19 protein-coding genes are annotated in these 20,666 nt (G+C 64.1%); 16 read left to right on the plus strand and 3 right to left on the minus strand.

Annotated features, from left to right (window positions below; translation table 11 throughout):
- The first annotated feature begins 91 nt into the window (after positions 1-91).
- From IVB24_RS12575 to IVB24_RS12610, 8 genes are all read left to right on the plus strand, one after another.
- On the plus strand, positions 92-3,229 hold the full coding sequence (locus tag IVB24_RS12575; protein ID WP_247773062.1) for an efflux RND transporter permease subunit: 3,138 nt from the start codon (positions 92-94) through the stop codon (positions 3,227-3,229).
- A gap of 34 nt (positions 3,230-3,263) precedes the next feature.
- Entirely contained in the window at positions 3,264-3,863 is a 600-nt protein-coding gene (locus IVB24_RS12580) for a TetR/AcrR family transcriptional regulator (RefSeq protein WP_094975780.1), read from the plus strand.
- A gap of 139 nt (positions 3,864-4,002) precedes the next feature.
- The gene (locus tag IVB24_RS12585; protein WP_247773063.1) at positions 4,003-4,626 is read left to right on the plus strand and encodes a flavin reductase family protein; all 624 of its coding nucleotides are present in this window, start codon (positions 4,003-4,005) and stop codon (positions 4,624-4,626) included.
- Positions 4,627-4,910: 284 nt separating this feature from the next.
- On the plus strand, positions 4,911-7,178 hold the full coding sequence (locus IVB24_RS12590; RefSeq protein WP_247773064.1) for an acyl-CoA dehydrogenase: 2,268 nt from the start codon (positions 4,911-4,913) through the stop codon (positions 7,176-7,178).
- Positions 7,178-8,461 carry an acetyl-CoA C-acetyltransferase gene (locus tag IVB24_RS12595; RefSeq protein WP_247773065.1) on the plus strand — a complete coding sequence of 428 codons (1,284 nt, stop codon included), beginning with the start codon at positions 7,178-7,180 and terminating at the stop codon, positions 8,459-8,461. Before IVB24_RS12590 ends, IVB24_RS12595 begins: the two co-directional genes overlap by 1 nt.
- Before the next feature lie 2 nt (positions 8,462-8,463).
- On the plus strand, positions 8,464-10,578 hold the full coding sequence (locus IVB24_RS12600) for a 3-hydroxyacyl-CoA dehydrogenase NAD-binding domain-containing protein (protein ID WP_247773066.1): 2,115 nt from the start codon (positions 8,464-8,466) through the stop codon (positions 10,576-10,578).
- Between the two features lie 7 nt (positions 10,579-10,585).
- Positions 10,586-10,996, plus strand: a complete 411-nt coding sequence (locus IVB24_RS12605) for an acyl-CoA thioesterase (RefSeq protein WP_166466785.1) — start codon at positions 10,586-10,588, stop codon at positions 10,994-10,996.
- A gap of 224 nt (positions 10,997-11,220) precedes the next feature.
- Positions 11,221-11,412, plus strand: a complete 192-nt coding sequence (locus IVB24_RS12610; protein ID WP_015688044.1) for a hypothetical protein — start codon at positions 11,221-11,223, stop codon at positions 11,410-11,412.
- Between the two features lie 168 nt (positions 11,413-11,580).
- Here IVB24_RS12610 and IVB24_RS12615 read toward each other — a convergent pair whose 3' ends face one another.
- Positions 11,581-12,033 (minus strand): nuclear transport factor 2 family protein, encoded by a 453-nt coding sequence (locus IVB24_RS12615; RefSeq protein ID WP_247773067.1) that lies wholly within the window; start codon positions 12,031-12,033, stop codon positions 11,581-11,583.
- 154 nt (positions 12,034-12,187) lie between these two features.
- Between IVB24_RS12615 and IVB24_RS12620 the strand changes: the two genes are divergently transcribed.
- Positions 12,188-12,874 (plus strand): HAD-IA family hydrolase, encoded by a 687-nt coding sequence (locus IVB24_RS12620; protein WP_247773068.1) that lies wholly within the window; start codon positions 12,188-12,190, stop codon positions 12,872-12,874.
- 92 nt (positions 12,875-12,966) lie between these two features.
- The gene (locus IVB24_RS12625; RefSeq protein ID WP_094975771.1) at positions 12,967-13,803 is read left to right on the plus strand and encodes a DeoR/GlpR family DNA-binding transcription regulator; all 837 of its coding nucleotides are present in this window, start codon (positions 12,967-12,969) and stop codon (positions 13,801-13,803) included.
- A gap of 3 nt (positions 13,804-13,806) precedes the next feature.
- Here the strand turns inward: IVB24_RS12625 and IVB24_RS12630 are convergent, their stop codons facing one another.
- Together IVB24_RS12630 and IVB24_RS12635 are read right to left on the minus strand one after the other, a co-directional pair.
- On the minus strand, positions 13,807-14,223 hold the full coding sequence (locus IVB24_RS12630) for a type II toxin-antitoxin system VapC family toxin (protein ID WP_247773069.1): 417 nt from the start codon (positions 14,221-14,223) through the stop codon (positions 13,807-13,809).
- Positions 14,223-14,474 carry a type II toxin-antitoxin system prevent-host-death family antitoxin gene (locus IVB24_RS12635; RefSeq protein WP_140477548.1) on the minus strand — a complete coding sequence of 84 codons (252 nt, stop codon included), beginning with the start codon at positions 14,472-14,474 and terminating at the stop codon, positions 14,223-14,225. Before IVB24_RS12635 ends, IVB24_RS12630 begins: the two co-directional genes overlap by 1 nt.
- Before the next feature lie 280 nt (positions 14,475-14,754).
- Here IVB24_RS12635 and glpD point away from each other — a divergent pair, with 280 nt between their 5' ends.
- Genes glpD through IVB24_RS12665 form a run of 6 tightly spaced genes read left to right on the plus strand, consistent with a single transcriptional unit; the run spans position 14,755 to position 20,587 of the window.
- Positions 14,755-16,305: a glycerol-3-phosphate dehydrogenase gene (gene glpD, locus IVB24_RS12640; RefSeq protein ID WP_247773070.1), complete on the plus strand. Its 1,551-nt coding sequence runs from the start codon at positions 14,755-14,757 to the stop codon at positions 16,303-16,305.
- Positions 16,302-17,441 carry an ABC transporter ATP-binding protein gene (locus IVB24_RS12645; RefSeq protein ID WP_094975767.1) on the plus strand — a complete coding sequence of 380 codons (1,140 nt, stop codon included), beginning with the start codon at positions 16,302-16,304 and terminating at the stop codon, positions 17,439-17,441. The genes glpD and IVB24_RS12645 overlap by 4 nt, the downstream gene beginning before the upstream one ends.
- 12 nt (positions 17,442-17,453) lie before the next feature.
- Complete coding sequence (locus tag IVB24_RS12650) at positions 17,454-18,539, plus strand: ABC transporter ATP-binding protein (protein ID WP_247773071.1); 1,086 nt, start codon at positions 17,454-17,456, stop codon at positions 18,537-18,539.
- Positions 18,539-19,441 (plus strand): sugar ABC transporter permease, encoded by a 903-nt coding sequence (locus tag IVB24_RS12655; protein WP_247773072.1) that lies wholly within the window; start codon positions 18,539-18,541, stop codon positions 19,439-19,441. Before IVB24_RS12650 ends, IVB24_RS12655 begins: the two co-directional genes overlap by 1 nt.
- The gene (locus IVB24_RS12660) at positions 19,441-20,247 is read left to right on the plus strand and encodes a carbohydrate ABC transporter permease (protein ID WP_094975877.1); all 807 of its coding nucleotides are present in this window, start codon (positions 19,441-19,443) and stop codon (positions 20,245-20,247) included. Before IVB24_RS12655 ends, IVB24_RS12660 begins: the two co-directional genes overlap by 1 nt.
- Before the next feature lie 10 nt (positions 20,248-20,257).
- Positions 20,258-20,587: a DUF2160 domain-containing protein gene (locus tag IVB24_RS12665; protein WP_140477553.1), complete on the plus strand. Its 330-nt coding sequence runs from the start codon at positions 20,258-20,260 to the stop codon at positions 20,585-20,587.
- The last annotated feature ends 79 nt before the right edge of the window (positions 20,588-20,666 follow it).

The following is a 20,666-nucleotide window of genomic DNA, read 5'->3' on the forward strand; positions in this document are numbered from 1 at the left end:
CCCCCTGGATTGCTTCGCTGCCTCGCGATGACGGTTTGAACTGAGTGGCTGTCGTTATTTTGGCAATTGGATCGTCTTTTCGGAGAGAGCGATGAAGCGCTTCAACCTTTCGGCCTGGGCCGTCAGCCATCCGACGCTGGTTCTCTTCCTGATGATCATGCTCGGCGTCGCCGGCTTCTTCTCCTACGAGAAGCTCGGTCGCGCTGAGGATCCGTTCTTCACGGTCAAGGTGGTCAACGTCTCCGTGATCTGGCCGGGCGCGACCGCGCAGGAGATGCAGACCCAGGTCGCCGATCCCATCGAGAAGAAGATCCAGGAGCTGCCCTATTTCGAGAAGGTGCAGACCTATTCCAAGCCCGCCTTCACCGCGCTCCAGGTCACCTTCCGCGACTCCACGCCGCCGAAGGACGTGCCTTACCTCTTCTATCTCCTGCGCAAGAAGCTCGCCGACGTGCAGGGCCAGTTGCCATCGGGCATCCTGGGACCCGTCGTCAACGACGAGTTCTCCGACGTCGATTCCATCCTCTACATGATGACCGGCGACGGCGCCGACTACGCCCAGCTCAAGAAGGTTTCCGAAGGCTTCCGTCAGCGCCTCCTGAAGGTGCCCGGCGTGACCAAGGTCGACGTCTACGGCAATCAGGACGAGCGCATCTTCGTCGAGTTCTCCCACGCCAAGCTCGCCACCCTCGGTATCACCCCGCAGGCGCTGTTCGACTCGCTCGCCAAGCAGAACAACGTGACGCCGGCTGGCACGGTCGAAACCTCCTCGCAGCGCGTGCCGCTGCGCGTCACCGGCGCCCTCGACGGCGCCAAGGCCGTCGCCGAGACGCCGGTCGAGAGCAACGGTCGCGTGTTCCGCCTCGGCGACATCGCCACCGTCACCCATGGCTATGTCGATCCGCCGAGCTTCGTCGTGCGTCAGGAAGGCAAGGCCGCGATCGGCATCGGCGTCGTCACCGCCAAGGGCGCCAACATCCTCGAGCTCGGCAAGGAGGTCGAGAAGGCGACGGCCGAATTCATGAAGGCGGTGCCGCAGGGCATCGACGTCAAGCTGATCGCCGACCAACCCAAGGTCGTCGAGCACGCCGTCAGCGAGTTCGTGCACTCCTTCATGGAAGCGCTCGTCATCGTGCTGTTCGTCTCGTTCCTGGCACTGGGCTGGCGCACCGGCATCGTGGTTGCGCTGTCGGTGCCGCTGGTGCTCGGCATCGTCTTCATCGTCATGAACATGATGTCGCTCGACCTGCACCGCATCACGCTGGGTGCGCTGATCATCGCGCTCGGCCTTCTGGTGGATGATGCCATCATCGCGGTCGAGATGATGGTCGTGAAGATGGAGCAGGGCTGGGACCGCATGCGCGCGGCGTCGTTTGCTTGGGAATCTACTGCGTTTCCGATGCTCACGGGAACGCTGGTCACGGCAGCTGGCTTCCTCCCCATCGGCTTTGCCAATTCGGCGGTCGGCGAATATGCCGGCAGTATCTTCTGGATCGTGGCGATCGCGCTGGTCGCCTCCTGGTTCGTGGCGGTGATCTTCACGCCCTATATCGGCGTCATGCTGCTGCCCAACATCAAGGTGCACCAGAATCACGATCCGCACGCGGTCTACGAGACCCGCATGTACCGGGGCCTGCGCGCCATCGTGCAATGGTGTGTCAATCACCGCATCACCGTGGTGGTCGCGACCGTCGGCGTCTTCATCGCCTCGGTCGTCGGCTTCGGCCATGTCCAGCAGCAGTTCTTCCCGCTGTCGGAGCGGCCCGAGTTGTTCTTTCAGTTGCGCCTGCCTGAGGGCACCGCCTTCAACGTCACCGAGAAGGCGGTGAAGAAGGCCGAGACGCTGCTGAAGGACGACAAGGACATCGAGACCTACACGTCCTATGTCGGCCAGGGCTCGCCGCGCTTCTGGCTCGGCCTCAATCCGCAGCTGCCGAACGAGGCCTTTGCCGAGATCGTCATCGTCGCCAAGGGCGTCGAGGGGCGCGAGCGCGTCAAGGCCAAGATCGAGAACGCGGTTGCGGACGGCATGCTGTCCGAGGCGCGCGTCCGCGTCGACCGCTTCAACTTCGGCCCGCCGGTCGGCTTCCCCGTGCAGTTCCGCGTGATCGGTCCCGACGCCAACAAGGTGCGTGAGATCGCCTACCAGGTCCGCGACGTCATGCGGCAGAACAAGAGTGTCAAGGACGTCCAGCTCGACTGGAATGAGCAGTCGCCCTACCTCAAGCTGGTCGTCGACCAGGATCGTGCCCGCGCCCTGGGCCTGACCCCGCAGGACGTGTCGCAGGCGCTCGCGCTGCTGATCTCGGGCTCGCAGGTCACGACCGTGCGTGACGGCATCGAGAAGGTCGGCGTGGTAGCCCGTGCGGTTCCGTCCGAACGCCTCGACCTCGGCGGCGTCGGCGATCTCACCATCACCTCGCGCAACGGCGTTGCCGTGCCCCTGCAGCAGGTCGCCAAGATCGAATATTCCCACGAGGAGCCGATCATGTGGCGGCGCAACCGCGACATGGCGATCACCGTGCGCTCCGACGTGGTCGACGGCGTGCAGGCGCCCGACGTCACGGGCCAGATCACCCCGAAGCTGAAGGCGATCAAGGACCACCTCGGGCCGGCCTACCGGATCGAGGCGGGCGGCGCGTTCGAGGAATCGGCCAAGGGCAACGCCTCGATCTTCGTCCTCTTCCCGCTGATGGTCATGGTGATGCTGACGCTGCTGATGATCCAGCTGCAGAGCTTCTCGCGCCTGATCCTGGTGTTCCTGACCGCGCCGCTCGGCATCGTCGGCGCCTCCTTCGGCCTCAACGTCGCCAATGCCCCGTTCGGCTTCGTGGCGCTGCTCGGCCTGATCGCGCTTGCCGGCATGATCATGCGCAACACGGTCATCCTGGTCGACCAGATCGAGACCGACGTCTCGCACGGCCTGACCCGACGCGAGGCGATCGTGGAGGCCACCGTGCGCCGCGCCCGCCCGGTGGTGCTGACTGCGCTCGCGGCCATCCTCGCCATGATCCCGCTGTCGCGCTCGGCCTTCTGGGGCCCGATGGCGATCACCATCATGGGTGGCCTGTTCGTCGCGACCTTCCTGACGCTGCTGTATTTACCGGGCCTCTATGCACTTTGGTTCCGGAAGAGCCTGGACGAGGCGGGTACTCCCGAGCAGCCTGCCGCGCCGCAGCATGGCAGCGATGAACATCCGGCAATTCCGCTTGCTGAAGCGGCTGAATAAGTGAGATGAAGTGCTGGCGAACGAGTCCTGAAAGATGACACTGGTTGCGGAACATATCGAAGGCGACACCCGGGATCGTATTCTCGAGGTGGCCGAGCGGCTGTTCCGCCAGATCGGCTACCAGAAGACCACGGTCGGGGACATCGCCAAGGAGCTCAGGATGAGCCCCGCCAACGTGTATCGCTTCTTCGAATCGAAGAAGGCGATTCATCAAGCGGTGGCGCGGGGTTTGATGGGCGAGGTCGAGCTCGAGGCGCAGCGGATCGTGGCGAAGCCCGGTCCGGTGCCGGAGCGCTTCCGTGAGCTGCTCACCACCATCCACCGCATGAATACCGAGCGCTATGTCGGCGACAACAAGTTGCACGAGATGGTCGAGATCGCAATGCAGGAGGATTGGCAGGTTTGCGTCAATCACATGGAGTGTATTGGCGGCTTTGTCGGCCAGATGATCGCTCAAGGCGTCGCCTCGGGCGATTTCGAGGCACCCGATCTCCAACTGGCCGCGCTCTGCTCCTGTACCGCGATGATGCGGTTCTTCCACCCCCAGATGATCGCCCAATGTGCCACCAAGCCCGGCCCGACCATCGACCAGATGATCGATTTCGTCATCGCGGGTCTGTCGCCGCGCCACTGACGGGCGGAGGAATTTCTCCTATAAGCAAGCTGACGTAGCCCGGATGGAGCGAAGCGCAATCCGGGATTTTTGGCGTTGTGCTTGCGGTCCCGGATTTCGCTTCGCTCCATTCGGGCTACCAGGAACAGGAAAGACCCGCGTGACCGACAAAGACCTGTACTTCTACGAGCCCTCCAAGGGCCACGGCCTCAAGCACGATCCCTTCAACGCCATCATCGCGCCCCGGCCGATCGGCTGGATCTCCTCCCGCGATACCAAGGGCCACGTCAACCTCGCGCCCTACAGCTTCTTCAACGCCTTCTGCTACGTGCCGCCGATCATCGGCTTCTCCTCCACCAATTGGAAAGACACGGTCGAGAACATCCAGCAGACCGGCGAGTTCGTCTGGAATCTCGCCACCATGGACCTCGCCAAGCACATGAACGCGACCGCCGCGCATGTCGCCCCTGAGGTCGACGAATTCCAGATCGCGGGCCTCACCGCCGTGCCCGGCAAGCTCGTCAATGTACCGCGCGTCGGCGAGAGCCCCGTCGCCTTCGAGTGCAAAGTGTCCGACATCGTCCGCCTCAAGGGCGCCGACGGCAAGGAGGCCGACGCCTGGCTGACGCTGGGCGAGGTCGTCGCCGTCCACATCGACAAAGCCATGATCAAGGACGGCGTCTACCAGACCGCCGCCGCCCGCCCGATCGTCCGCGCCGGCCGCCGCGGCGACTACTTTGAGATCAAGCCGGAAAACATGTTCGAGATGGTGCGGCCGGATTAGGGTCGGCCAAATTCTCTCCTGTCATTCCGGGGCGCCGCGTAGCGTCGAGCCCGGAATCCATAACCACGATCGGGAGTATGGATTCGGGGCTCGCGCCAAGAGGCGCGCCCCGGAATGACGGCGAGACATTCAGCCCCATTCCCTTCCCGGAACTGCTCCCGCGTCCCGGCCGTTATTGGCTAGGGCGGCCGCCTGGCCGCGTCAATGTCGCAGGCGAAGTCTTCACCCCCGCCAGCCACTTTCCGCTAAAATGCCGCCAACCGCGCCGATGCATGAGGTCAGCCATGAGCTTCCGCCGCGACACCATCACCAAGCCGATCTTCTCCTGGGCGCGCGGCGTGTTGCCGGCGATGTCCGACACCGAACGCGAGGCGCTGGAGGCGGGCGACGTCTGGTGGGATGCCGATCTCTTCACTGGCAACCCTGATTGGGCGAAACTGCTAAAGGTGCCGCAGGCGACACTGACCTCCGAGGAGCGGGCCTTCCTCAACGGACCCGTCGAAGAGCTCTGCGCCATGCTCGACGAGTGGAAGATCTTCTGGGAATGGCGCGACCTGCCGCCTGACGTCTGGCACTTCGTCAAGCGCGAAAAGTTCTTCGGCATGATCATTCCAAAGGAATTCGGCGGCCTCGGTTTCTCGCCCTACGCGCACTCGGAAGTGGTGCGCAAGATCTCGACCCGCTCGATCGCGGCGGGCGTTACGGTGATGGTGCCGAATTCGCTCGGGCCCGGCGAGCTGCTGATGCATTTCGGTACCAAAGAGCAGCGGGAGCGGTGGCTGCCGCGCCTCGCCGACGGCCGCGACATTCCCTGCTTCGGCCTCACCAGTCCTGAAGCAGGCTCCGACGCCGCTTCCATGGTCGACACCGGCATCATCTGCAAGGGCACCTTCGAGGACCGCGAGGTCGTCGGCCTCAGGCTCAATTGGCACAAGCGCTACATCACGCTCGGCCCCGTCGCGACGCTGCTGGGCCTCGCCTTCAAGGCCTATGATCCCGACCACCTCGTGGGCGACCAGGAGGAGCTCGGCATTACCGTGGCGCTGATCCCGACCCATCTGCCCGGTGTCGAGATCGGCCGGCGCCACCTGCCGTCGATGCAGGTCTTCCAGAACGGCCCGAACCGGGGCCGCGACGTCTTCATTCCGCTCGATTACGTCATCGGCGGCAAGGAACGGCTGGGGCAGGGCTGGAAGATGCTGATGACCGCACTCGCAGCCGGCCGCGGCATCTCGCTGCCGTCGCTCTCGGCGGCCGGTGCCGCCTATGCCGCGCGCACCACCGGCGCCTATGCCCGCATCCGAGAGCAGTTCGGCATCTCGATCTCCAAGTTCGAAGGCGTCGAGGAGCCGCTCGCGCGCATCGTCGCCACCGCCTATCAATTGGATGCGGCGCGGCGGTTGACCTGCGCGGCGCTCAACGCCGGCGTTCATCCCGCCGTCATATCCGGCATCATGAAGCTGCACGCCACCGAGCGGATGCGCACAGCGGTCGACGACGCCATGGACATTCATGGCGGCAAGGCCGTGATCGACGGCCCGCAAAACTATCTCGGCAATCTGCACCGCGCCGTGCCGGTCGGCATTACGGTCGAGGGTGCCAACATCCTGACCCGCAATCTCATCGTGTTCGGGCAGGGCGCCATCCGCGCACATCCCTATCTGCTCGCCGAGATGAATGCGCTGGCCGATACCGATCGCGAGCGTGGTCTCACCGCCTTCGACAAGACGTTCTGGAAACATGTTGGCCACAGCTTCGAGACGCTGTTGCGTGCCTTCGGCCGGAGCTGGAGCTTTGGTGCCTTCGCGCCGGCACCGAACGCAGGCGACGCCACGCCATTCTATCGCCAGCTCTCGCGCTATTCGGCGGCGTTCGCGCTCTGCGCGGACATGGCGCTGCTGACGCTCGGCGGCGCACTCAAGCGCAAGGAGATGCTGTCGGCGCGCTTCGGCGATATCCTCTCTGAACTTTATCTCCTGTCTGCCGCGCTGAAACGCTGGCAGGACGAAGGCCGGCAGAAGGAAGACTTTGCCGCGCTGGAATGGTGCATGGCGACGGGATTCAAAACCATCGAGAACCGGCTTGCCGAAATCCTCGCCAACCTGCCCAATCGCTTCGTCGCCGGCTTCCTCAAGTTCGTGGTCCAGCCGTTCGGCGCCCGCGTGCTCGGCCCCTCCGACCGTGTCGTGCACCAATGTGCAAGCCTTGTGCTGGAGCCCTCGGCCGCGCGCGAGCGCCTCACGCCGGATCTGGCCCATGTCGATGATGATGGCGGCTTCGCCCGGCTGGAGCATGCGTTCAAGCTGGTTACCGCCACCGACGCGATCGCTAAGCGCATGCGTGCCGCGCACGTTCGCGACTGGAAGGACGCCGTGACCAAGGGTGTGATCACGCAGGCCGAGGGTGAGCAGCTTGCCGCCGCTCACGAAGCGGTCACAAAAGTCATTGAGGTCGACGATTTTGCGCCGGAGACGCTGTCGCCGATTTACAAGAAAACCGGAGACGTGCATCAGTTCTTCCAGGAACTGGGTGAACAGAGAGCGGCGAGCTGATGGCACGACCGGTTTTCATCGTCGACGGCAGCCGGACGCCCTTTTTGAAGGCGCGCTCGGGGCCTGGGCCGTTCACGCCGGTGGACCTTGCCGTGCAATGCGGACGGCCGCTGCTGGCGCGCCAGCCGTTTGCACCAGCGGATTTCGACCAGGTCATCCTTGGCTGCGTCAACGTGATCGCGGACGAAATGAACCCAGCCCGCGTCGCCGCGCTCCGGCTCGGCATGGGCGAGGACATGGTCGCTTTCACCGTGCAGATCAATTGCGGCTCCGGCATGCAGTCGATCGACACCGCCTATCGCTATATCCGCGAAGGCCATGCCGACATGATTTTGGCTGGCGGCACCGAAGCGCTGAGCCATGCGCCGCTGGTTTGGCCGAGCTCCGGCGTGCGCTGGTTCGCCGGCCTTGCCACCGCCAGGGGCGTGGCGGCGAAGCTGGCCGCTGCCCTCAAGCTGCGTCCGCGCGATCTCAAGCCGATCATCGGCCTCGAGCGCGGGCTGACCGATCCCGTCACCGATCTGAACATGGGCCAGACCGCCGAGGTCGTCGGCCATCTCTTCGGCATCACGCGCGCCCAGTCCGATGCCTATGCCGCCGAAAGCCATCGCCGGCTCGCGCATGCGCAAGGCGCGGGATTTCTCAAGGGCGAGGTCGAGACCGCGTTCTCCCGCGACGGCAAGTTCTTCGACCATGACGACGGCGTACGCCCGGATTCAACGGCCGAGACGCTGGCAAAGCTGCGGCCGGTGTTCGAACGTCCCTGGGGCCAGGTCACCGCCGGAAATTCCTCGCAGATCACCGACGGCGCCTCCTGGGTGATCCTGGCCTCCGACGCCGCGGTCGCAAAGCACGGACTGACGCCGAAGGCGGCCATCGTCGACAGCAACTGGGCGGCGCTCGATCCCAGCATCATGGGGCTCGGTCCGGTGATGTCGGCGACTCCTCTGCTTCAGCGCAACGGCCTTACGGTTCAGGACGTCGAAACCTGGGAGCTGAACGAAGCCTTTGCGACGCAGGTGCTTGGCTGCTTGGCTGCCTGGAATGACGACAAGTTCTGCCGCGAGATTCTCGGCCTCGACGGCGCGGCCGGCGAGATCGACCGTGACAAGCTCAATGTCGATGGCGGCGCGATCTCGCTCGGCCATCCCGTCGGCACCTCCGGCAACCGCATCGTGCTGCATCTCGTCAACGCAATGAAGCGGCTCGGCACGCGGCGCGGAGTTGCCACCGAGTGCATCGGCGGCGGGCTCGGCGGCGCCATGCTGATCGAGGCGGTGTGACCATGGATTCGAAGATCATGACCGCGCTGGGCGACCGCGTGCTGGAGCTGGGACCCAAGCCGGCGACGGACATTCCGTACAAGCACCTTAAGCTCACGCGCGATGAGGACGGCGTGGCCTGGCTGCTATTCGACCGCGCGGACGCCAGCGCCAACACACTGTCCTCGGACGTGATGGAGGAGTTCGACGCCGTGCTCGCGGTGATCGAGACCGAACGTCCGGCCGGCCTCGTCATCCGCTCCGCCAAACCATCCGGCTTCATTGCCGGCGCCGACGTCAACGAATTCCGCGGTGCCAGCGATCCCGGGATCGCCAGCGATCCCGACATGGTCGAGACGCGCATCCGCGCCGCGCATGCGGTGGTCGATCATCTCGAAGCCTTGAACCTGCCGACGGTCGCCGTGATCCACGGCTTCTGCCTCGGCGGCGGCCTCGAGGTTGCGCTCGCCTGCCAGTCGCGCATCGCGATCGACGGGGCGCGCTTCGGCTTCCCGGAGGTGATGCTCGGCCTGCATCCCGGCCTCGGCGGCACCGCGCGTTTCACCGCGCTGGTCAATCCCACCCAGTCGATGGCGCTGATGCTGACCGGCCGCACCATCGATGCGCGCCGCGCCAAGTCGCTGGGCCTCGTCGACACCGTGACGCAGGAGCGACATGTCCGGGGCGCGGTGAAGGACGCACTATTCGGCCGGCTGAAGCGGGCCAAGCCCGGCTTGCTCACGCATGCGGCCAATTTCGGCTTCGTGCGCGGTCTCCTGGCAAGGCGCATGCGGTCGGAGGCGGCGAAGGCGGCGTCCCGCGAACACTATCCCGCGCCTTACGCGCTGATCGACCTCTGGGAGACCCATGGCGGCAACAAGGCCGCGATGCTGAAGGCAGAGCAGGCTTCGTTCGCCAGGCTGATGGTGACGCCGACCGCCCAGAACCTGATCCGGGTCTTCTTCTTGCGCGAGCAGATGAAGAAAGCGGCCGGCAGCGGCAACACCATCAAGCACGTCCATGTCATCGGCGCTGGCGCCATGGGTGGTGACATCGCGGCGTGGGCAGCCGGGCAGGGGCTGCGCGTCTCGCTCGCCGACATGAAGGCCGAGCCGATCGCGGGCGCCGTGAAGCGCGCCGCCGAACTCTACGGCAAGATCATCCGCAAACCGACAGAGGTGCGCGACGCGCTCGATCGTCTGATCCCCGACATGGACGGGGAGGGCGTCCGCAATGCCGATCTCGTCATCGAGGCAGTTCCTGAGAAGCTCGGGCTGAAGCAGAACGTCTACGCCGGGCTCGAGCCGCGGATGAAGCCGGGGGCAATCCTCGCCACCAACACGTCGAGCATCCCGCTTCAGGATCTGCGCACCACGCTGGCGCGGCCGGAGCGGCTGGTCGGCCTGCACTTCTTCAATCCGGTGTCGCGGCTGCAACTGGTCGAGGTCGTCAGTCACGACGGCAACGACCCACAGGTGCTGAAGGAGGCGCTGGCTTTCGTCGGCGCGATCGATCGCCTGCCGCTATCAGTGAAGAGCTCGCCTGGATTCCTCGTCAACCGCGCGCTGACGCCGTACATGCTCGAAGCCATGGTGATGCTGGACGAGAAGATCGACCAGCGCCTGATCGACGCCGCGGCCGAACAGTTCGGCATGCCGATGGGGCCGATCGAACTCGCCGACCAGGTCGGGCTCGACATCTGCCTCGACGTCGGCGACATGCTGCGCACCAAGTTCGGTGACCTCCTGCCGCCCACACCCGCATGGTTGCGCGAAAAAGTCGCCAAGGGCGAGCTTGGCCGCAAGACCGGCAAGGGCTTTTATACCTGGAAGGACGGCAAGGCCGAGAAGGCACCACTCCCCGAGACCGGTCCGCGCGTCACCGACCAGATGATCGACCGCCTGATGCTGCCGATGTCCAATGTCTGCGTTGCGGCCCTTCGCGAGGGCATCGTCGACGATCCTGATGCGGTCGACGGCGCCATGATCTTTGGTACCGGCTACGCACCGTTCCGCGGCGGCCCGCTGAACTATGCGCGCACGCGCGGCGTGGAGAATGTCGTGTCCACTTTGCGCGGGCTCGCCGAGCGATTCGGCGGACGTTTCTCGCCGGATGCGGGCTGGGACAGTTTCAAGTGAGAACCATATGACCGACGAGTCCAACACCGAACCGAGCGGCGATCTCTGCATTCGGACGCTGGCGATGCCCGCCGACACCAATGCAAACGGCGACATCTTCGGCGGCTGGCTGCTGAGCCAGATGGATGTCGGCGGCGGCGTATTTGCGTCGAAGGCCGCGAAGTCGCGCACCGTGACGGTGGCGATCGAGGCGATGAATTTTCGCAAGGCTGTCTATGTCGGCGATCTCGTTTCCGTCTATGCCAATCTCGTGCGCGTGGGCCGCACCTCGATGACCGTGCATCTCGAAGCCTGGGCGCTGCGCCGCCGGGAGATGCAGCCGATCCTGGTGACCGACGGAAATTTCACCTATGTCTCGATCGACGATGAGGGGCGTCCGCAAACGATCCGTCGAGACGATCCGCCGATCGCGACCTAACCGCGCGCGGCGCTCTGACCCATCTCACGAAGATGTGCGGCGCGGCCAAACGCGGCGCGACTAAGTCATCGCGCGTCGCGGCTTCGCCAAGAACCAGTCATAAAATGGATGGGGTCCCCGCGTACTCAATTGCACGTCGATTCGGGGTGAAAACCGGATGATTTGCCTGAGGAACTTTTGGGCAGAGATCCGGTTATTTGCCCGCATTGAGGAATCCACGGGCCATGCCGGACAGCTACATCATCGAAGTCAATTCACAGACCGCGGGTATCGTCGTTCGCGGCCAGGGCGGCTACTGCTTCTTCGCGTCGTCCCACCAGTTCAATCGCCTCGAAGGCCAGCTCTTTCGCAACGCCCGCGAAGCCGAGCGTGCCGCGCGCAAACTGGTTAACGGTGATGTGAGGGAAGCGGCGTAATTTTTTCCTTCTCCCCTTGTGGGAGAAGGTGGCGCGAAGCGCCGGATGAGGGGTTGCTTCAGCAAACTCGATCGTGGGACATGTCTCGCGGAGAGAGACCCCTCGCCCGTCTAGCCGCTACGCGGCGTAGCCACCCTCTCCCACAAGGGGAGAGGGTGAGAACGCCCATCACAACTTCGTTGCGGCCCGCGACAACAGCCTCCACTCATCGCTCTGCCTCTGCCAGTTCATCAGAATGTGAAGGTTGGTCGACACTTTCTTCCCATCGGCCGCCATCTCCTGCTCGGCCATCCAGTGGAAGCGCACGATCGCGGCAGGACCGACGACCTTGATCGTCGGATCCTTGTAGTCGATCGACAGGAATTTCGACTTGCCGTCGGTGGCGTTGGCGACGAAGGTCGCCTTGTCCTCGACCTTGCCGCTGGAATGGCTGTAGCTGAGATCGTCCCAGCACAGTGCGCCGAGCGCCTTCGGGTCGGCCGCGATCTGGGCGATGCGGAAGGCCTCGGCCTTCTTCGTCACGGCGTCCTCGTCCGCCGAAGCGGCGAGCGCCGGTGTCGTGAGCGCAAGCGCGGAGACGGCAAGAGTCGAGAGAGCCAGATCGCGTCGGTTGATCGTCATCGTTTCCTCCTTTTTGATCTTGCGAGAAGTGTTGTAGCCGCGCGCGGCTTTGTCGAGTGTCACGCCGTCGTCGTGAGCATGCGTCATTGCGCGGTCGAAGCCTTATTGATACGTCTGGGGCATCAACGCGCCGCGGATTTGGAAAAGTACGGAAATGATCGAAGCCACAACGGAAGTGATGGGCAGGGCCCTGCTGTTCGACATCGACGGCACGCTGGCCGACACCGATCCGTTGCACTTGAAGGCCTTCAATCAGGTGCTCGGCCCTCACGGTCATGTCTTCGATCACGCGCGCTTCTCCAGGGAGCTGCAAGGCTTCGCCAATGTCGCGATCGGTGAGCGATTTCTGCCCGACGAGGCGTCGGAGCGGCGCGCCCTGATCCTCGATGAGAAGGAGGAGGTCTTCCGTACGCTCGTAGCCGGGCAGATCGAGCCGCTGCCGGGCCTGATGGCGCTGCTCGATCGCGCCGACAGCGCCGGCATTCCCATGGTGGCCGTGACCAACGCGCCGCGTCTCAATGCCGAGCTGCTGCTCTCAGGCCTCGGTGTCACGCATCGTTTCAAGGCGCTCGTGATCGGTGCCGAGCTGCCGCACGGCAAGCCGCATCCGCTGCCCTATCAGGAAGGGCTGCGTTTCGTCGGTGCGAGCGCAGGGGCCTCGATCGCATTCGAGGACTCCCGCACCGGCGTGCAATCGGCCACGGCGGCCGGCATTCCGACCATCGGCGTCCGGACCAGCCTCAGCCATGCTGACCTGGTTGCAGCCGGCGCCATCGCATCCGCCAGCGCCTTCGACGATCCGCAGCTGCTCGCGCATCTCGCGAGCGCCATGACTTGGTAAGAGATGGCGTGGTGTTAACCGTGATCGCCGTGTGCATTGACCGAAGGCGAGAACCGCCGCACCATGTGGCTTCCTGATTTGAGGCGTTTGCCGTGACCGGACTAACCCATCGCCAAGCCGAAATCCTCAACATCGCGAGAGCCTCGGGCCGTGTCATGGTCGAGGAGCTCGCGCGCCGCTTCGAAGTCTCGGCGCAGACCATCCGCAAGGATCTCAACGACCTCTGCGAGCGGAGATCACTGACCCGCATCCATGGCGGCGCCATCATCGCCTCCGGCGTCGAAAACCTCGCCTATGAGGCGAGGCGCTTCGTCGCGGCCGACGAGAAGAAGGCGATTGGAGCTGCCGCCGCGTCGCTGATCCCGAACGGCTGCTCGCTGTTCATCAACATCGGCACCACGACCGAGGAGGTCGCGAGCGCGCTGACCTCGCACGAGGATCTCCTCGTCATCACCAACAATCTCAACGTCGCGATGCTGCTCTACCGCCATCCCCGCATCGAGGTCGTCGTCGCTGGCGGCACGGTGCGGCGCGCCGACGGCGCCGTGGTCGGCTCGACCGCGACGCAGCTGATCGGCCAGTTCAAGGTCGACTACGCCATCATCGGCGCGTCCGCGATCGACGAGGAGGGCGCGCTGCTCGACTTCGATTATCGCGAGGTGCAGGTGGCACAAGCCATCATCGCCAATGCCCGCAGCGTGATGCTGGTTGCCGATTCCACAAAACTCCGCCGCAGCGCGCCGGTGCGCATCGCCCATATCACGCAGATCCAAACCTTCGTCACCGACCAGGAACTGCCCGAGCGCCTCGCCACCATCTGCCACGGCAAGGGCATCGAGGTGATGGCGGCTATGCCGAAGGACGCTTCCGATATCGATGACGCCCAGGCCGAGGTGCAGGAAGCCTCGCCGGTGGTGCGGCTGCGCTAGGGCTTATTGACCATTCCACGGGTTGATCAACGTCACGCCCGTAGGTTCGAAGTCCCCCACATTGCGCGTAACAAACGTCAGGCCGTGGACAAGCGCGGTTGCTGCAATGAGGGCGTCGCGTTCAGCCCGCGGATTGGGAACGTGAAGTTGCGCACAACGCTGCGCGACCGGCGTATCGATCGCCAGGATTCGTCCTTCGAAGCGAGCCAGAATGTGATCGTCGATCCAGGCGCGCAGGACGGCTCCTTGCGCGGCGTCTTTGCGCTCGATCAGGCGCGCGCCAAGTTCAATTTCGAGAACCGAGATCGCGGACATGAAAAAATCCCCTGCAGGCACAGCATTGGCCCAAGCGAGGACATTGCGATCAGCCCTGTCCGGCCGTCTCAGCTCGGAAATGACATTGGTGTCCAGCAGGAACATCAGTCGAGATCGGCGGGCCTGGAGATGTCGCCGGCGATCCGAGGCGGATCGAAATCAAAGTCCGCGTTCTCTTGCGCCAGAGCTTCTGCAAGGCTCATGTGCCCGCCGCTCAGGCGCAGATAGTCCTCGATCGTCAGCAAGACATGGGCCGGGCGACCGCGATCCGTGATGAAGACGGGCCCCTCCGAGGCCGCCTTCTTGGCGCCGCTCGTATCTTGGTTGAATTCCCGGCTGGTCAGGGTGGTCACCATCGTCAGCACCTCCTCAGCTAGCTGGTTTAATTATATGTAGATACGTTACTACATTCAAGTTGGTAGGCAGATCCGCTGACGCGGGTTCTGGTCCATGCCAATCAATCGAGCCAATTGCCTTTGAACTTGCCCGTTCTCGTGCCGATTTCTCCAGCGCCTTGGCACTGAAAGAGTTCCTCTTTCACTTCCATTCTCTTCTCTTTCATCTTGCTTTCGTTTTTCCTTGTGATCTAATCAGAAACGAAAGTAACCGCCCGACGGAACGGGCGGCCGCCGGGGGATGCGTCTGTTGGAGCGTATTTTCGACCTCGCCATCATTGGAGGCGGTGTTAATGGCTGCGGCATCGCGCGCGACGCGGTGGGCCGCGGCAACACTGTTTTCCTGTGCGAAATGAATGATTTGGCGAGCGGGACATCGTCCTGGTCGACCAAGCTGGTCCATGGCGGCCTGCGCTATCTCGAATATTACGAGTTTCGCCTGGTTCGCGAGGCGCTGATCGAGCGCGAGATCCTCTGGGGCATCGGGCCCCACATCATCCGCCCCCTGCGTTTCGTATTGCCGCATCACGCCGGCCTGCGCCCGGCCTGGCTGCTGCGTCTCGGCCTCTTCCTCTATGACCACATCGGCGGCCGTCATTTGCTGCCCGCGACCCGCTCGGTCGATCTCCGGCGTGACGAGGTCGGCAAGCCGCTGATCCCGAACCGCTACTCCCGCGCCTTCGAATATTCCGACTGCTTCGTCGACGACGCCCGTCTCGTCGTGCTCAATGCGCGCGATGCCGCCGACAAGGGTGCCGAGATCCGCACCCGCACCCGCGCAACGGATATCAAGCAGTCCGACGGTCTCTGGACCGTGAGCATGATCAACACGCTGACCGGTGAGCGGTCGCAGATCCGGGCAAAGGCCCTGGTCAATGCCGGCGGTCCCTGGGTTGAGGACGTGCTCGGCCGCGGCGCCGGCGTCAATGCGAAAGCCAAGGTGCGCCTGGTGCAGGGCTCGCACATCGTGGTCAGGAAGCTCTACGACCACGACCGCGCCTACATGTTCCAGAACGCCGACGGCCGCATCATCTTCGTGATCCCGTACCAGGACGACTTCACCCTGATCGGCACCACGGACCGCGATTATGACGGCGATCCCGCCAAGGTGAAGGCGACGCCGGAGGAGATCCAGTATCTTTGCACCGCGGCGAGCGAATATCTGGCGAATCCCGTGACGCCGGACGACGTGGTCTGGACCTATTCCGGCGTGCGGCCGCTCTATGACGACGGCGCCAGCGAAGCCAAGGCCGCGACGCGGGACTACGTGTTCGAGCTCGACACGCCCGGCGGCGTGCCGCTGCTGTCGATCTATGGCGGCAAGATCACCACCTATCGCCGCCTCGCCGAGGAGGCGCTGGAGCGGCTCGCGCCCTATCTTCGCAGCGCAAAAGCGCGAGAGGGCTGGACCGGGAAATCGCCGCTGCCCGGCGGCGACATGAATGTCTCCGACATCGACGGCCTGATCGCCGAGCTGCAGCGCGGCTATCCCTTCCTCAGCCACGAGCACGCCAGGCGGCTCGCGCGCGCCTATGGCACCAAGGCCATCAAGCTGCTCGGCGACGCCAAATCATCGGCCGATCTCGGCCAGGCCTTTGGTGCGACGTTGACCGAGCGCGAGGTCCGCTACCTCATGGCCAATGAATGGGCCATGACCGCCGAGGACGTCGTCTGGCGCCGTTCCAAGCTCGGCCTGCGACTATCTGCCGATGAGATCGCTGCGCTTGACGACTGGATTGCAACCCACGCTCTGCCGCAAAGTCCCCTGCTGGAAGCGGGAGGACGCTCATGACCGTGACCCTCGATCACGTGACCCGGACCGTCGACGGTGTCGAGCACATCCGCGACGTCTCGCTGACGCTCGAGAGCGGCACGCTCAATGTGCTGCTTGGGCCGACGCTGTCCGGCAAGACCTCGATCATGCGGCTGCTCGCCGGGCTCGACAAGCCGACATCGGGCAAGGTGCTGGTCAACGGCAAGGACGTCACCGGCGTCGATGTGCGCAAGCGTTCGGTCGCGATGGTCTATCAGCAGTTCATCAATTATCCCTCGCTGACGGTCTATGAGAACATTGCCTCGCCCCTGCGCGTGCAGGGCAAGCCGCGTGACGAGATCGAGACGCGCGTGGCGGAGGCCGCAAGATTGCTCCGGCTCGAGCCGTTCCTGAAACGCACGCCGCTCCAGCTCTCCGGCGGCCAGCAGCAGCGCACCGCGATGGCGCGCGCGTTGGTGAAGGGCGCCGACCTCGTGCTGCTCGACGAGCCGCTCGCCAATCTCGACTATAAGCTGCGCGAGGAACTGCGCACCGAGCTGCCGCGCATCTTCGAGGCGTCCGGCGCGATCTTCGTCTATGCCACCACCGAGCCGACTGAAGCGTTGCTGCTCGGTGGCAACACGGTGTGCATGTGGGAAGGCCAGGCGCTCCAGATCGGCGAGACGCCGAGCGTCTACCGCCGGCCGCAGACGCTGCGCGTCGCGCAGGTGTTCTCGGATCCGCCGCTCAACCTCGTCGGTATCGAGAAGAAGAACGGTTCTGTGCAATATGCGGGAGGTATCGCTGCGCCGGCCTCGGGTCTCTATTCGTCGCTGGCCGATGGTGCCTATCGCGTCGGCTTCCGGGCGCATCAGCTTGCGCTTGCCAATGGCGAGGCCGACCGGCACGCCTTCCATGCCACGGTCACGGTGACCGAGATCACCGGTTCGGAGAGTTTCGTGCATCTGACCCGCGACGGATCGAACTGGGTGGCGGTGCTGCACGGTGTGCACGAATTCGAGCCCGGGCAGACGCTCGATGCCGTGCTCGATCCCAACGACGTTTTCGTCTTCGATGCCGCCGACCGTCTGGTCGCGGCTCCAAGCATAGCGTTTTCAAGCGAAGTGCGTAGCGGTTCGCGTGAAGAAAACGCGTCAACCAAAAAAAGCTCGTGAGGGAGATGCGCCATGGCCTGCATTGACCTCGTCGATCTCGCCCATTCCTACGGCGGCAATGACGCAGCCCCGGACAGCTTTGCGCTGAAGCCGGTGACCATGACCTGGCGCCAGGGCGGCGCCTATGCGCTGCTGGGGCCGTCCGGCTGCGGCAAGACCACGCTGCTCAACGTTATCTCCGGCATCATCACGCCGTCGCGGGGGAAAATCCTGTTCGACGGCGAGGACATCACACCGCTGTCAACCCAGAAGCGCAACATCGCCCAGGTGTTCCAGTTTCCGGTGATCTACGACACCATGACGGTGGGGCAGAACCTGGCGTTTCCGCTGAAGAACCGTGGCGTGCCGAAGGCCGATATCGACAAGCGCGTCGCCGAGATCGGCCGCCTGCTCGACCTCGAACCCTATCTGAACCGCAAGGCGACGCGGCTCACGGCGGACGCCAAGCAGAAGATCTCGCTCGGCCGTGGTCTCGTCCGCTCCGACGTCGCCGCCGTGCTGTTCGACGAGCCGCTGACCGTGATCGATCCCGAGCTGAAATGGCAGCTCCGCTCCAAGCTGAAGGCCCTGCATCGCGAGCTCGACTTGACGATGATCTACGTCACCCACGACCAGACCGAAGCGCTGACCTTCGCCGACACCGTCGTCGTCATGCATGACGGCCGCGTGGTGCAGAGCGGCACCCCGGCCGAACTGTTCGACAAGCCGGCGCATACCTTCGTCGGCTATTTCATCGGCTCGCCCGGCATGAACATCATTCCGGCCGAGGTGAGGGGGCGCGAAGCCAAGGTCGGCGGCCATGTCATTGCGCTGGGCCGCAGCTATGACAACCTGCCTGCGGGCGCCAAGATCGAAATCGGCGTGCGTCCGGAATTCATCGATGTGGTCGCGCCGGCGCCCGGCCTGCTTACCACGAAGATCGACCGCATCGACGATCTCGGCCGCATCCGCTTCGCGCGCGTCCGCGTCGGTGATGCAAAACTCGCGGCGCGCGCGCCTGCTGGCTTCACGTCATCGGACGGCAACGCCGGATTGAAATTCGATCCGTCGCATATCCACGTTTATGCCGACAGCCTTCTGGTGGAGGGAGCCGCCTGATGGACAAGACCGTCAACCAAAAAGCCTGGTTCCTGGTGCTGCCGGTGTTCCTGGTCGTCGCGTTCTCGGCGGTGCTGCCGCTGATGACGGTGGTGAACTATTCGATGCAAGACACTTTCGGCAACAACCAGTTCTTCTGGAACGGTGTCGGCTGGTTCAAGGAATTGCTCGATCCCTCGACCGATCTCGGTGGCCGCTTCCTGGCTTCCCTCGGCCGCAATCTGTTCTTCTCGCTGGTGATCCTCGCCATCGAAGTCCCGCTCGGCATCGTCATCGCCCTGTCGATGCCGCGCCAGGGCTGGACCGTGGCGGCCTGCCTCGTCATCCTCGCGCTGCCGCTGCTGATTCCGTGGAACGTGGTCGGCACCATCTGGCAAATCTTTGGCCGTCCCGACATCGGCCTGATGGGCTATGTCCTCAACCACATCGGGCTCGACTACAATTACGTCTCCAATGAGATCGATGCCTGGATTACCGTCATCGTGATGGACGTCTGGCACTGGACCAGCCTCGTCGCGCTGCTCTGCTATGCCGGCCTGAAGTCGATCCCCGAGGCCTATTATCAGGCGGCGCAAATCGATGGCGCCTCGCGCTGGGCCGTGTTCAAGGCGATTCAGCTGCCGAAGATGAATCGCGTGTTGCTGATCGCGGTGCTGCTGCGCTTTATGGACTCGTTCATGATCTACACCGAGCCGTTCGTCGTCACCGGCGGCGGCCCCGGCAATTCCACCACCTTCGTGTCGATCGAGCTGGTCAAGATCGCACTCGGGCAATTCGACCTCGGCAAGGCGGCTGCGCTCTCGCTGGTCTATAACCTGATCATCCTGATCGTCTGCTGGATCTTCTATACCGTCATGACCAATGCCGGCTCTGACCGGAAGCCGCAGGAAGGAGCCGCGTGATGCATTCGATCCCCGGCCGCCGCATCATCATGGCGCTGTTCCTGATCTTCCTGCTGTTGCCGATCTACTGGCTCGTCAACATGAGCTTCAAGACCAACGCCGAGATCGTCTCGACGATGACCTTGTGGCCGCATACCCCGACACTGCAGCACTACAGGCGTATCTTCACCGATGAGAGCTGGTATTCCGGCTACATCAACTCGCTGGAATACGTCGTCCTCAACACCATCATCTCGATCTCGGTGGCGCTGCCGGCGGCTTACGCCTTCTCGCGCTACCGCTTCCTCGGCGACAAGCACCTATTCTTCTGGCTGCTGTCGAACCGCATGGCACCGGCGGCGGTCTACGCGCTGCCGTTCTTCAACCTCTATTCGGCGATCGGGCTGTTCGATACGCCCTGGGCGGTGGCGCTCGCGCATTGCATCTTCAACGTGCCCTTGGCGGTCTGGATCCTCGAAGGCTTCGTCTCCGGTGTGCCGCGCGAAATCGACGAGACCGCCTTCCTCGACGGCTATTCCTTCCCGCGCTTCTTCATCAAGATCCTGGTGCCGCTGATCGCGAGCGGCATCGGCGTCGCCGCCTTCTTCTGCTTCATGTTCTCGTGGGTCGAGCTGCTGCTCGCGCGCACGCTGACCTCGGTGTCGGCCAAGCCGATCGCCGCGATCATGACGCGCACGGTGTCGGCGGCCGGCATGGATTGGGGCCTGCTGGCTGCCGCCGGTGTGCTCACCATCATTCCGGGCGCGCTCGTGATCTGGTTCGTCCGCAATTACATCGCGAGCGGTTTCGCGCTCGGTCGGGTCTAGGGAGGCTCTGATGGAATCCATCGCATGGATGGCCTGGACGCTGCCGACGGCGATCTTCTTCGTCGCGCTTGCCGGCACGCTTGCCGTGATGACGTACCTGGCCGCGATCTATCCCGAGGCCGAGCGCGTCGGCGTGTTGCGCATCCCGACCACGCGCGGCGACCGCCTGTTCATCTCGCTGATCACGGCCGCCGTCATCCACCTCATGTGGATCGCCTTCTTCGGTACCGATGCGATCGCCACGCTGCCGATCGGCGAAGACGGTCTCGAAATATCGAGCCTGTGGCTCGCATCAGGAATTTCGCTGGCCACGGCCGTGCTCATTTTTCGCACGGTCTGACGCTCGCGAAGGGACGGCCAGATCCGGGACCAACCCGGGCCTGTATAAAAGTTTGTCGCTGCAACGGAGGAACAACATG

This window comes from Bradyrhizobium sp. 192 (assembly GCF_023100965.1).
GTDB classification, from domain to species: Bacteria; Pseudomonadota; Alphaproteobacteria; order Rhizobiales; family Xanthobacteraceae; genus Bradyrhizobium; species Bradyrhizobium symbiodeficiens.